Genomic DNA, 12377 nt, shown 5'->3' with positions numbered 1-12377 from the left:
CGCCAGGCCGCGGTCTCAGGCGCCCGCCGCGTCGGCGCTCGAGGCCGTCCCGCGAGTGCGGTCCGGCCCGTCGACCAGCGGATGCGCCAGCTCGTCGGCACGCAGCCGCAGGCCGAACAGGACGGCCAGGGCGACCGCGGCGCAGCCGACCCCGGTGGCGACGAACACCGGGCCGAGGCCGACCAGCTCGGCCGCCGGACCGGCCAGCGCCATCGAGATCGGCATCAGCGCCAGCGAGACGAACCAGTCGAGGCTGGCGACCCGCCCCTGCAGCCGGGCGGGCACGCGTCGCTGGAGCAGGGTGCCCCAGATCACGCCGCCGCCCGCGTCGCAGACGCCGACGACGAACGCGACCAGCGCCATCGCCCAGAGCACGTGCAACCAGCCCATCAGGGCCATCGGCAACGTCCCCAGGCCCCACAGCAGCAGCATCGCCGTCATGTAGCGGTGGGGGAAGGGGCGCGAGGCCACGAGCACGGCGCCGAGCGCCGAGCCGATCCCGTAGACGGCCAGCACCAGGCCGAACTGCGCCGATCCGCCGCCGGTCTGGTCGCGGACGGCGAACGGCAGCAGGACCTCGATCGGGCCGAGCACGAACAGCACCGCCACGCAGGCGAAGAGCAGCGTGCTCCAGAGCCACCGCTGGCCGGTCATGTAGCGCCAGCCCGCCCGCATGTCGGCCAGCATCGAGGCGCCGCCGGTGCCCTCCTCGTGGGGCGGCAGCGCGACCGTCCCGATCGCGGTCAGGCAGAGCACCGAGATCACGTAGGTGCCGCCGTTGGCGAGCATCGCGGTGCCCGGATCGGCGACGCCGACCAGGACGCCGCCGAGCGCCGGTCCCGCGGCTTGCAGCGCCAGCGGCCGGATCACGCCCTCCAGGCCGTTGGCGGCCAGCAACTCGTCCTCCGGCACCAACTGCGGCACGAGGGCGGTGAAGGCGGGCACGAAGAACGCCTCGGCGGCGCCGATCAGCAGCGCGCCGAGCGCCATCTGCCAGAGCTCGAGCAGCCCGGTCACGGCCAGCGCGCCGAGCGCGACGGTCGCCGCCACCCGCACCAGGTCGGCCAGGACCATGATCCGGCGCCGCGAGACGCGGTCGGCGACGACGCCGCCGAGCAGCACGCAGCCGACCAGCCCGACGCTGTAGAGCGTCGCCACCAGCGACAGCTGGAGCGGCCCGCCGCCGAGCTCGATCACCTGCCAGGCGACCGCGACCAGCCACAGCCCGTCGCCCAGCAACGACACCGCGAGCCCCGCCCAGAGCAGCCGGAACGGCCGCCGCCGTAGTGGTCGCAGAGCGCGCACGCCAGCAGTATCGGAGGTGGACGGCGGCGCCGCGCCCGCGGGCGACGGCCGGTGGCCGGGTTCGAGTCCGCGCCGCGCGCCCCGGGGTCAGCGGCCCGGCGACGCTTCCGACGGGTCCGGGCCCGGTCGCACCGTGTAGCTGATCGGCCAGATCGCCCAGATCCCGAGGATCAGGCTCAGCCGCTGGATCCACGCGACGAGCGCCTCGGTCCGGGAGCTGTCGCCGACGATCGCGATCGCCGCCAGCAGCAGCGAGCAGCTGACCGCCCAGGCGATCGCGGCGCGCCCGAACGACCGCCACTCGTGGCGGACCCGCTCGGGGCCGGACTTCGCGACCGGGATCGGAGCCGGCCCGCCGGCGAAGTGGTGGGCGAAGCGGACGTCGGCCCAGCGGACGAGACTGGCCCCGAACGCCAGCGAGAACCCGACGTAGGCCGCGGCCAGCCCGTGCGGGGCCTCGGCGATCGCGCCCCGGTGCAGGTCGATCACGGTCGCCGCCAGCAGCAGCAGGTCGCAGACCGGCAGCAGCAGCAGGACGACCGCGCCGGCGCGTGGCCGGCCGAGGACGTAGCGCAGGGTCAGGCCCCAGGCGAGCAGCACCCAGAAGGCGATCTCGCAGACGGCGATCAGCGTGACGAGCATCCTCCGACAGCGTGGCGGCCGAGCGGCCCCGTGCCATCGGCCGGCGGGTTGAAGCGCGGACCGCCGAACGGGGGAGCGGGCGCCCCGGCAGGGGCCACCGAAGGGAGGACCGCGGCACCGCCGGCGCGCGGGGCGGATCGGTCCCGCCCCGCGAGGCCGATCCGCCGCGCGCGCCGGGGGACCCCGTCCCGGGCGGCCCCGCCGTCTATCCTCGCCCCGATGCTCGTCGCGATCGACGGCCCGGTCGGGGCCGGCAAGTCCACCGTCGCGCGGGCCGTCGCCCAGCGCCTCGGGTTCACGTACCTGGACACCGGGGCGATGTACCGCTGCGTCGCGCTGGCGGCGATCGAGGACGAGGCGGCCGACCACGTGCGCGACGTCGCCGTCCTCCACATCGACTTCGAGGGCGACCGGGTGCTGCTCGACCACAGCGAGGTGACCGAGGCGATCCGGGCGCCCGAGGTCAGCCGCCGCTCCTCGCAGGTCGCCGCCGACCCGCACGTCCGCGAGGCGCTCGTCGACCGCCAGCGCAAGCTGACCGAGCGCGGCGACTGGGTCGCCGAGGGCCGCGACATCGGCACCGTCGTCCGGCCCGACGCGGAGCTGAAGGTCTTCCTGACCGCCAGCGACGAGGAGCGCGCCGCCCGCCGCGCGGCCCAGACCGGGCGCGGGCTGGAGCAGGAGCTGGCGGACCTGCGCGAGCGGGACCTGCGGGACCGGACCCGCGAGGCCTCGCCGCTGCGCCGGGCCGAGGACGCGGTCGAGCTGGACACGACCGGGCTCGCCTTCGAGCAGGTCGTCGAACGGATCGCGGCGCTGGTCGCCGAGGTCCGGCAAGCTGCGAACCGGGAGCGGACATGAGGCAGATCGCGATCGTCGGCTACCCGAACGTCGGCAAGTCGAGCCTGATCAACCGCCTGACCGGTCGCCGCGAGGCGGTCGTCCACGAGCGTCCCGGGGTCACCCGCGACCGCAAGCACATGGCCGCCGAGTGGAACGGCCGCGAGTTCGAGCTGGTCGACACCGGCGGCGTCGACGCCCTCGATCCCGACCCGATGGCCTCGGAGATCCTGGGCCAGGTCCGGGCCGCGCTGACGACCGCCGCGCTGGTGGTGTTCGTCGTCGACGCCAAGGCCGGCGTCCGCCCCGGCGACGAGGAGCTGGCCGACATCCTCCGCCGCTGGGACGGTCCGGTGATCGTCGCCGCCAACAAGATCGACGTCGCCCAGGACATCCCCAACGCCGCCGAGTTCCACCGCCTGGGCCTCGGCGAGCCGATGCCGGTCTCGGCCGCCCAGGGCCTCGGCACCGGCGACCTGATGGACCGGATGGTCGAGGAGCTGCCGGAGGGCGACGAGGACCCCGACGAGCGCGACACCCTGCGGCTGACGATCATCGGCCGGCCGAACGTCGGCAAGTCGACGCTCTTCAACCGCCTCGTCGGCGACGAGCGGGTGATCGTCTCGGACGTCGCGGGGACGACCCGCGACGCGATCGACCTGCCGATCGAGATCGACGGCCGCCGGGTCGTGATCGTCGACACGGCCGGCATGCGGCGCCAGGCCAAGGTCACCGAGTCGGTCGAGTACTACACCGTCCTGCGCTCGCAGCAGGCGGTCGAGCGGGCCGACGTGGCGATCGTCGTCTGCGACGCCGCCGACGGGGTCACCAGCCAGGACTTCCGGGTCGCCGAGCTGGCGATGAAGGGCGGCTGCGCGACGCTGATCGTGCTCAACAAGTGGGACGAGCACAACCTCTCCGACGACGACCTGGCCCACGAGCGAGCCAAGGTCCAGCAGAAGCTGCGGCTGCGGCCGCGGGTGCTGACCGCCAGCGCCCTCACCGGCCGCAACGTCCAGCGGGTGATCGCCGAGGCGCTCGCGCTCGGCGACAAGCGCAAGGGCCGGATCCCGACCAGCCAGCTGAACCGCTTCCTGGCCGAGGCGCTCGAGGCGAAGCAGCCGCCGGCGATCCGCGGCCACCGGCTGAAGATGCTCTACATCAGCCAGGTCGGCGAGGAGCCGCCGCGGTTCGCGATCTCGGTCAACGACCGCAACCGGGTCGTCCGCGACTACGCCTACTTCATCGAGAACCGGCTGCGAGCCCGCTTCGGGCTCGACGGGATCCCCGTGATCATCGACTTCAACGAGCGCAACACGCGCCGCAGCGAGGTCGGGTACGGAGCCCGCCCGCCCCGCCCGCCGCTTCCGCCGCGCGACTAGGCGCGGGCCTGGCCGTGCAGCGGCGCGAGGATCCGTGGGACCAGGTCCGGGCCGCCGAGGCCGGTCGGACCGGGCGCCGCCGCGGTCCGCTGCCGTTGCTGCTGCTTGCGCTGGCGGCGGTCGTCGCGATCGTGCTGGTGCGCGGCTGCGGCGGCGAGCCGGCGGCGACGCCGACGCCGTCGCTGAACCTGGTCCCCGACGACGCGCTGGTCACGATCCACGTCTCGACCGACCGCGAGCGCTCGCCGGTGGCGACCCTCGAGCGGCGGCTGCGCGGCTTCCCCGGCTGGGCCGCGCTGCGGGCCCGCCTGCTGCGCGGGCTCTCGCCACCGGGCTGCGAGCGACCGGTCAGGAGGATCGCCGGTCGCGAGGCAGCGCTGGCGATCGTGCCGACCGGCGGCCAGCGCGCCGCGTCGCTGATCCTCGTCGACACCGGCCGCGAGCACCGGCGGGCGGAGCCGGTCCGCTGCGGGGCGAACGAGGCGCGCTACCTCGGGCGCTTCCTGGTCATCACCACGCCGACGGTGATGGACCGCGTGCGGCTGCTGAACGAGCGCCGCAAGGTTGGGCGCACCACCGGGTCGCTGGCGGCGCTGCCGCTGCACCGGCAACTGGTCGGCGGGCTGCCGGCGGACCGGGTCGCCGACCTCTGGCTCTCGGCCACCGGGGTCCGGCGGGTCCTCGCGCCGCGGGCCGGCGTCCTGGGAGCGCTGGCGGTGCTGCTGGACCGCCCCTCGCTGCAGGCGGTCGCCGTCTCGCTCGGCCCGCGCTCGGACGGGGCGCGGATCGTGGTCCGCTCGCGCGGCGCGGCGGCCGGCCGCGCGTCGTCGCCGCCGCCGGCGACGAGCGCCGCCCCGGCGACGGCCGTCGGGACGGTGCTGACCGCCGATCCGCTCGGCGCGCTGCAGCGGCTGCTGGCCGTCACCGGCGATCAGCCGACCAAGACGCTGCTGCAGCGGCTCGGGACCGTCGCGGGGCAGGTCGACTCCGCCACGGGCGGGCGCCTGCGCCACGATCTGGTCGACGCGATCCGCGGGCCGTCCGAGCTGGTCCTGCTGCCGTCGGCCGGATCGCGGGGGTCGGCGATGGCGCTGGCCGTCCCGGTGACCGACGGCGCCCGCGCCGGTGCGATCCTGCGCCTGCTCCAGCAGCGGGCCGTCTCGCAGCTCGGGCCGGCCGGTCGCGCCGGCCGCTTCGTCCGCGGCTCGATCGCCGGGCGCGTCTCCTGGACCGGCCGGATCGGGGCGGGCATGCGGCTCGGCTACCTGATCGACGGCGACCGCGTGATCGCCTACACCAGCCGGGCGGCGGCCGCCGCGCTGCTCTCGTCCGGCCCGCGCGCGTCGGCGACCGAGGGCTGGCGGAGGACCGTGGGGCAGCCCCGTAAAGCCGGGATGTCGATAGGGTTTCTCGACTTCTCGCAGCTGCTGCGGATCGCCGAACGTACCGGCCTCGCGACCCTCCCCGAGTACCGGTCCGCCAGGTCCGACCTCGCCCGGGTGCGCGCGGTCGGTATGGTCTCGCGGGCCCAGGGCGGCGAGACGACCGCCGAGATCGACCTCTGGATTCCATGACCCAGTACGCCGACAACGAGTACCTGTTCACCTCGGAGTCCGTCTCCGAGGGCCACCCCGACAAGGTCGCTGACCAGATCTCGGATGGCGTCCTGGACGCGGTACTCGCCAACGACTCCAACCCCGAGAAGGCCCGCGTGGCCTGCGAGGTCCTGGTCAACACGGGCCTGGTCGTCGTCTCGGGCGAGATCCGCACCGACGCCTACATCGACGTCCAGCAGGTCGCCCGCGACACGATCAAGGGGATCGGCTACACGCACGGCGACCTCGGCTTCTCGTTCGACTCGTGCGCCGTCCTGAACGCGATCGACCCGCAGTCCGCGGACATCGCGCAGGGCGTCGACGACGCCAGCGAGCACAAGGGCGGCAGCTCCGACGAGTTCGACCTCGAGGGCGCCGGCGACCAGGGCATCATCTTCGGCTACGCCACCAACGAGACGCCGGAGTACATGCCGGTCGCGATCCAGAACGCGCACCGCCTGGCCGAGCGCCTGGCGCAGGTCCGCAAGGCCGGCGAGCTGGACTACCTGCGTCCCGACGCCAAGACCCAGGTCTCGGTCCGCTACCGCGACGGCAAGCCGGTCTCGATCGACAAGCTGCTGATCTCGACCCAGCACTCCGAGGACGTGCTGGACCAGGCGCAGATCAAGGCCGATCTGTGGGAGAAGGTCGTCAAGCCGACCCTCCCGGCCGACCTCTACGACGAGAACACGCTGCTCGGCGAGTTCCTGGTCAACCCGACCGGGCGCTTCGTCATCGGCGGTCCGGTCGGCGACACCGGCCTGACCGGCCGCAAGATCATCGTCGACACCTACGGCGGCGCCGCCCGTCACGGCGGTGGCGCGTTCTCGGGCAAGGACTCCTCGAAGGTCGACCGCTCGGCGGCCTACGCGACCCGCTGGGTGGCCAAGAACGTCGTTGCGGCCGGCCTCGCCGACCGCGCCGAGATCCAGGTCTCCTACGCGATCGGCGTCGCGCAGCCGATCTCGATCCTGGTCGAGACCTTCGGCACCGAGAAGGTCAGCCACGCGAAGATCGAGGCGGCCGTCCGGTCGGTCTTCGACCTCCGCCCGCTGGCCTACCGCCGCCACCTGAACCTCTTCCGGCCGATCTTCCAGAAGACCGCCGCCTACGGCCACTTCGGCCGCGAGGACCCGGACTTCACGTGGGAGAAGCTGGACAAGGTCGACGCGCTGCGCGAGGCCGCCGGCCTCTAGCCAACGCCGTACGAGCTGCGACTGCGAAGGGCGTCCTGCGGGGCGCCCTTCGTCGTCGCGGGCGGGGCTTGCGCGGCGGGACGGTCGCTGCCAGACTCTTTACTATGGCTCGTCCGGTAAAGAATCGCCCGCGGGTGGCCGGTGGATCTCGGGTCTCCAGCAAGCATCAGGTCACGATCCCCGCGGCCGCGTTCGCTGCGGCGGGGCTCCGTGAGGGGGACGCCGTGCGGTTCGAGGTCGACGGTCCCGGCCGGCTGATCGTCACGCGGGAGGCGGACGTCCTCGACGAGTTCAGCGGAGCGCTCAGCGGTGGCGCGGACCTTCGCGCCGAGATCGAACGTCTGCGCGACGAGTGGGACTGACGCTGCTCGACAGCAGTGCGATCGCCGCGCTCCTGCGGCGTGGCGACCTGCTGCACGCCGCTGCCGATGGCGCCGTTCGCGATGCCGCGCGGCGGGGAACGATCGCGGTTTCGGTGATCACGATCGCCGAGGTCCTGACGGGTGCCCAGATCGGGCATCACGAGGACTCCCTGGTGCGGCAGTTCTTCCAGCGCGCTGTTCCGACGCACTATCCGGTCGACGACGAGGTTGCCGTCGCGGCCGCTGCCCTGCGCGGTCGCGTTCGCTCCTTGCGCCTTCCCGACGCCCTGATCCTGGCGACGGCCGATCTGCACGCCGACGCGGTGATCACCGGCGACGCGCGCTGGGCTTCCGTCGAGGGGCTCGCCTGCGACGTCCGGCTGCTCAGCGCCTGACGCGTCCGACGGTTCGCCGGCCGACCTCGAGTGCTGCTACGCCCCCCCCGGCTGCGCTACGGCTGATCGAGGTCGCGCTCGCCGCGCGGCCGGTCGTCGCGCGCCGCGGGGTCGTCGTAGCCGCCGCGCTCGTAGCGGCTGCGGACGCTGGCGTCGGCCTCCGCCTCGGCGATCGCCGCCTTGCGGCGCTCGGACTCCAGCGCGTCCCGCTGCGCGGTGTCGACCAGCCGCACCAGGCCCTGCGGCCGTGGGACACCCTCCATCCGGAAGCGCGAGCCGTCGTCGCCGGCGGTGTCGTAGTCGACGGTCCCGATCATCAGCAGCCGCTGCGCGACCGACTGGTTGACGGTCACGTTCTGGATCCGGTCGAGCCGCGTCTCCTGCAGCTCCTTGCTGATCAGGCCCTCGCGGACGTGGATCCGGTGGGTGGTGATCACGTACTTGGTCCGCGAGCGCTCCAGCCACAGCAGGACCACGGCCACCACGGCGACCGCGATCCCGACCAGGATCCCGATCCAGTCGGGATCGACGGCCAGGAAGACGATCGCGCCGACCAGGATCGCCGCCACCAGCGCGCCGAGATGGAGCGTGAACTGGCTGCGCCACGACGGGCTCTGGGCGTACAGGATGCGCTCGTCGGCGTGGAGGTCCATGGCCGCGACGATACCCCCTGGGGCGGCAGCTGACACGGGGCGGAACGGCCGAACGGGCGGGCTCGGCCGCGGTCGGGCCGTCGCCGACGCCGACGAGCGGGCGACGTCGCGGACGCTGACCGACCGGAACGTCGCGGCGCTCGCCCGGATCGCCGCCGGCCACGCGCCCCGCCGTCGCTCCTGCGACGATCGATCGGTGCCAGCCGTCGCCCGCGTGGAGCCGCTCGTCACGGCCCGCGCGGTCCGCGGCCCGTTCGACTACCTGCTGCCCGACGGCTGCGACGTCGGCAGCGTCGTCGAGATCCCCTTCGGCCGTCAGCGGCTGCGCGGGGTGATCACCGAGCTGGCCGAGCGCTCGGAGCACCGGCTGAAGGCCCCGAGCGCGGTCCTCGACGTCTCGCTGCCGCCCGAGCTGGTGCGGCTGGCGCTGTGGATGGCCGACGACGTGGTCTCGACCCGCGCCCGCTGCCTGGAGCTGCTGCTGCCGCCCGACGGCGTCGGCGAGCGGATCCGCCTGTGGGCCGAGCGGGCGGGCGAGGCCGCGGTCGATCCGGCCGCCGACGACCCGGACGCCGAGCGCTATCCGGGCGTCCGCCTGACCGCCAACCAGCGTGCGCTGCTCGACCGCCTGCCCGGCTGGACCGGCGACGACCTGCAGGCGCTGCGGCGGCTCGAGGGTCGCGGCCTGGTCACGATCGAGCCTCGCGGCCACGGTCGCCGCCCGGACCACGTGGCGCTCGGCGCGGCGGCCGGGGCGCCGGTCCTCAACCCCGATCAGCTGCTGGCGGTCCAGCGGCTCGAGGACGCGCTGCGGGGGGCGGGGGGGACACCGGGTCCCGGCGAGGACCGCTTCCTGCTCCACGGGGTCACCGGCTCGGGCAAGACCGAGGTCTACCTGCAGGCCGCCCAGCGAGCGCTGGCGATGGGACGCACGGCGCTGGTGCTGGTGCCGGAGATCGCCCTCACCCCGCAGACCGTCGCCCGCTTCCGCTCGCGGCTGGGGGAGACCGTCGCCGTCCTGCACTCCGGGCTCTCCAAGGGCGAGCGCCGCGACGAGTGGTGGCGGCTGCGGCGGGGCGAGGCGCGGATCTGCGTCGGCCCGATGTCGACCGTCTTCGCGCCGGTCTCCGACCTGGGGCTGGTGATCGTCGACGAGGAGCACGACTCCGCCTACAAGCAGGACGGCGACCCGCGCTACGACGCCCGCCGGGTCGCCGCCTGGCGGGCCCGCGAGAACGGCGCCGTGCTGGTCGTCGGATCGGCGACCCCGCGGCCGGAGTCGTGGAACGCGCTGCGGCGGATCGGGCTGCCGCGGCGAGCCGACGGGGGCGAGATGCCGGCCGTCCGCCTGGTCGACGTGCGAGGGATCCGGACGGTCCTGCAGCGCGAGGTCCACCAGGCCCTGACCGACGCCCGCAAGGCGATCGTGCTGCTCAACCGGCGCGGCTGGGCGACCTGGCTGGAGTGCGCCGACTGCGGCCACAGCTGGGAGTGCCCGAACTGCGACGTCTCGCTGGTGCTGCACCGCGGCAGCGGCGTCCTGCGCTGTCACCACTGCGGCCACGTCGAGCACCCGCCGCGCCAGTGCCCCGCCTGCGGGTCGGTCTCGGTCGGCCAGCACGGCCTCGGCACCGAGCAGCTGGCCGACCACCTGCCGGGCCACGTCTTCCGGCTCGACGCCGACGTCCGCGACCGCAGCGGCGTCCTGCAGCGGTTCCAGGAGGCCGACCACGGGATCCTCGTCGGGACCCAGATGATCGCCAAGGGCCACGACTTCCCCGACGTCGAGCTGGGGGTCGTGGTCGACGCCGACGCGACGCTGCGGTTCCCGGACTTCCGCAGCCAGGAGCGGACGTTCCAGCTGGTCGCCCAGCTGGCCGGTCGCGCCGGCCGCGGCGGCGGTCCCTCCGGTGCGCGGGCGAGCGTCCTGGTCCAGACCCGCTCGCCGGAGGACCGCGCCCTGCGCCACGCCGCCCGCCACGACGCCCACGGCTTCCTCGTCGAGGAGCTGGAGCGCCGCCGCCAGCTCGACTACCCGCCGTTCTCGACCCTGGTGCGGGTGATGTGCGAGCACGAGGACGAGGATCGCGCCCAGGCCGCCGCCAGCGTCCTGCGCGAGCGGATGCCGGAGGGGACGCTCGGCCCGGTGCCGGTCTTCCGCCGCCAGGGCCGCTTCCGCCGTCAGCTGCTGCTGAAGGCCGCCCACCGCGGATCGGCCGTCGCGGCGGTCCGCGCGGCGGTCGAGAGCGTCGTCGGGACGCCCGGGGCGCGGGGCCTGGTGCTGGCGGTCGAGGTCGACCCGCGGTGAGCGACGGTCCCAGCCGCTCCCGCCCGCGCCCCGCGGGGATCGCGCGGCCGCCGTCCCTCGCTACCCTGGATCGTCGATGGCCGACGTCGAGACCCACCAGGAGAGCCCCCAGATCGAGGCCGCCGCGGACGCCCGCCGGCGGGCGGCGCTGCAGGCGATCCGCCAGTGGGGCGACCCGGTCCTGAAGACGCGGGCGCGCGACGTGACCGTCTTCGACCAGGCGCTGCGCGAGGAGCTCGACGTGATGGGCCAGCTGATGCACGACGCCCGCGGCGTCGGGCTGGCCGCCAACCAGGTCGGGACGCTGCACCGGGTGCTGGTCTACGCGGTCGACGGCGGCGAGGGCCCGGTCCGCTCGCTGGTCAACCCCGAGATCGAGTGGCGCGGCGACGAGGTCGAGGTCGGCCAGGAGGGCTGCCTGTCGCTGCCCGGCGTCGGGGTCGACGTCGAGCGCACCGTCCACCTGCGCGTCCGCGCCCAGGACGGCTTCGGCGAGTCGATCGTGATCGAGGCCTCGGGCTTCGAGGCCCGGATCATCCAGCACGAGATGGACCACCTGGACGGCGTCCTGATCCTCGACCGGGCCGCTCGGGACCAGCGCAAGCAGGCCCTCCGGAGCCTGCGCGCCGCCATCGGCGACGCGGCATGAGCGACGCCGCGACCGACACCGCCCCGCGCACCGTCCTGCTCGGCACCAGCTGGTTCGCCGCCGACCTGCTGCGGCTGCTGGCCGCCGCCGGCCACGCGCCGGCGCTGGTCGTGACCCGGCCGGACCGGCCCGCCGGCCGCGGCCGCAAGCTGACGCCGCCGCCGGTCGCCGAGGCCGCCCGCGAGCTGGGGATCCCGCTGTTCCAGCCCGACCGGATCGACGAGCCGGCGTTCGCGCGGATCGCCGAGGCGCGGCCGGACGCGGTGCTCGTCTGCGCCTACGGGGCGATCATCCGCGAGCCGCTGCTCTCCGCCTTCCCGATGCTCAACGTCCACCCGTCGCTGCTGCCGCGGTGGCGCGGCGCGGCGCCGGTCGAGCGGGCGATCATGGCCGGCGACCGCGAGACCGGGGTCAGCATCATGGGCGTCGTCGAGGAGCTCGACGCCGGCCCGGTGTACCTGCAGGAGACCGAGCCGATCGCCCCCGACGACAGCTACGGGACGCTCGCCCCGCGGCTGGTGGAGCTGAGCGCGAAGCTGCTGGTGCGGGCGCTCGAGGCCGGGCCGGCGACGCTGCCCGCCACCCCGCAGCCCGACGACGGCGTGACCTACGCCGAGAAGATCGCCGCGGCCGACCGCGACCTCGACCCGGCCGCGCCGGCCCGGGTCCGCCACGACCACGTCCGCGCGCTGGCGCCGCACATCGGCGCTCGGCTGCCGCTGCCCGACGGGTCCAAGCTCGGCGTCCTGCGGACCCGGATCGACGAGGACGGCGAGCTGGAGCTGCTCGAGGTCCAGCCTCCGGGCGGCCGTCCGATGGCCTACGCGGACTACCTGCGCGGCCAGGCCAACCGATGAGCGATCGCGAGCTGCCCAAGCGCGGATCCGGCCGGCCGGACCGCTGGGAGCGCCGTCCCAACCGCGGGCCGGCCCGGACCGGCAAGCCGGGGGAGGGAGCGCGCGCCGATCGGCCCGCCGGCCGCGACGGCGGCGGCGGTGGCGAGGAACGCCCCGGCGGCGATCGGCCGCGACCGAGCGCACCGGCCCCCGC

General features: G+C 74.9%; 13 protein-coding genes. 10 read left to right on the top strand and 3 right to left on the bottom strand.

Annotated elements, in window-relative coordinates; translation table 11 throughout:
- Positions 1 to 15: 15 nt before the first annotated feature.
- Both PAI11_RS04940 and PAI11_RS04935 read right to left on the bottom strand, forming a co-directional pair.
- On the bottom strand, positions 16 to 1305 hold the full coding sequence (locus PAI11_RS04940) for an MFS transporter (RefSeq protein ID WP_007571472.1): 1290 nt from the start codon (positions 1303 to 1305) through the stop codon (positions 16 to 18).
- Between the two features lie 87 nt (positions 1306 to 1392).
- Positions 1393 to 1947: a hypothetical protein gene (locus PAI11_RS04935; RefSeq protein ID WP_040598456.1), complete on the bottom strand. Its 555-nt coding sequence runs from the start codon at positions 1945 to 1947 to the stop codon at positions 1393 to 1395.
- A 219-nt stretch (positions 1948 to 2166) separates the two neighbouring features.
- Here PAI11_RS04935 and cmk point away from each other — a divergent pair, with 219 nt between their 5' ends.
- The 6 genes from cmk (at position 2167) to PAI11_RS04905 (ending at position 7717) form a co-directional block, all read left to right on the top strand.
- Positions 2167 to 2808, top strand: coding sequence for a (d)CMP kinase (cmk, locus tag PAI11_RS04930; protein ID WP_040598453.1), 642 nt, complete (start codon positions 2167 to 2169; stop codon positions 2806 to 2808).
- A complete protein-coding gene (gene der / locus PAI11_RS04925; RefSeq protein WP_007571469.1) occupies positions 2805 to 4169 on the top strand; it encodes a ribosome biogenesis GTPase Der in 1365 nt (454 codons plus the stop codon). The genes cmk and der overlap by 4 nt, the downstream gene beginning before the upstream one ends.
- 14 nt (positions 4170 to 4183) lie before the next feature.
- The gene (locus tag PAI11_RS04920; protein ID WP_007571467.1) at positions 4184 to 5743 is read left to right on the top strand and encodes a hypothetical protein; all 1560 of its coding nucleotides are present in this window, start codon (positions 4184 to 4186) and stop codon (positions 5741 to 5743) included.
- Positions 5740 to 6960, top strand: a complete 1221-nt coding sequence (gene metK, locus PAI11_RS04915; RefSeq protein ID WP_007571465.1) for a methionine adenosyltransferase — start codon at positions 5740 to 5742, stop codon at positions 6958 to 6960. The genes PAI11_RS04920 and metK overlap by 4 nt, the downstream gene beginning before the upstream one ends.
- Before the next feature lie 134 nt (positions 6961 to 7094).
- The gene (locus tag PAI11_RS04910) at positions 7095 to 7322 is read left to right on the top strand and encodes an AbrB/MazE/SpoVT family DNA-binding domain-containing protein (RefSeq protein WP_040598451.1); all 228 of its coding nucleotides are present in this window, start codon (positions 7095 to 7097) and stop codon (positions 7320 to 7322) included.
- Positions 7313 to 7717: a type II toxin-antitoxin system VapC family toxin gene (locus PAI11_RS04905; protein WP_040598448.1), complete on the top strand. Its 405-nt coding sequence runs from the start codon at positions 7313 to 7315 to the stop codon at positions 7715 to 7717. Before PAI11_RS04910 ends, PAI11_RS04905 begins: the two co-directional genes overlap by 10 nt.
- A 56-nt stretch (positions 7718 to 7773) precedes the next feature.
- On the opposite strand, the gene PAI11_RS04900 is transcribed toward PAI11_RS04905, so the two are convergent.
- A complete protein-coding gene (locus tag PAI11_RS04900) occupies positions 7774 to 8370 on the bottom strand; it encodes a PH domain-containing protein (protein ID WP_007571459.1) in 597 nt (198 codons plus the stop codon).
- A 196-nt stretch (positions 8371 to 8566) separates the two neighbouring features.
- Between PAI11_RS04900 and priA the strand changes: the two genes are divergently transcribed.
- The 4 genes from priA to PAI11_RS27750 form a co-directional block, all read left to right on the top strand.
- Positions 8567 to 10678 (top strand): replication restart helicase PriA, encoded by a 2112-nt coding sequence (gene priA / locus PAI11_RS04895; protein ID WP_170320687.1) that lies wholly within the window; start codon positions 8567 to 8569, stop codon positions 10676 to 10678.
- Between the two features lie 76 nt (positions 10679 to 10754).
- The gene (def, locus tag PAI11_RS04890) at positions 10755 to 11327 is read left to right on the top strand and encodes a peptide deformylase (protein ID WP_007571456.1); all 573 of its coding nucleotides are present in this window, start codon (positions 10755 to 10757) and stop codon (positions 11325 to 11327) included.
- Positions 11324 to 12184, top strand: coding sequence for a methionyl-tRNA formyltransferase (locus PAI11_RS04885; RefSeq protein ID WP_007571454.1), 861 nt, complete (start codon positions 11324 to 11326; stop codon positions 12182 to 12184). The genes def and PAI11_RS04885 overlap by 4 nt, the downstream gene beginning before the upstream one ends.
- A partial coding sequence (locus PAI11_RS27750) for a hypothetical protein (protein ID WP_040598446.1) occupies positions 12181 to 12377 on the top strand: 197 nt, incomplete at its 3' end. The genes PAI11_RS04885 and PAI11_RS27750, both read left to right, overlap by 4 nt.

It is taken from the genome of Patulibacter medicamentivorans (assembly GCF_000240225.1).
GTDB classification, from domain to species: domain Bacteria; phylum Actinomycetota; class Thermoleophilia; order Solirubrobacterales; family Solirubrobacteraceae; genus Patulibacter; species Patulibacter medicamentivorans.
Note: the sequence above shows the minus strand (reverse complement) of the source record. Positions and strands in the feature narration are given on the sequence as shown.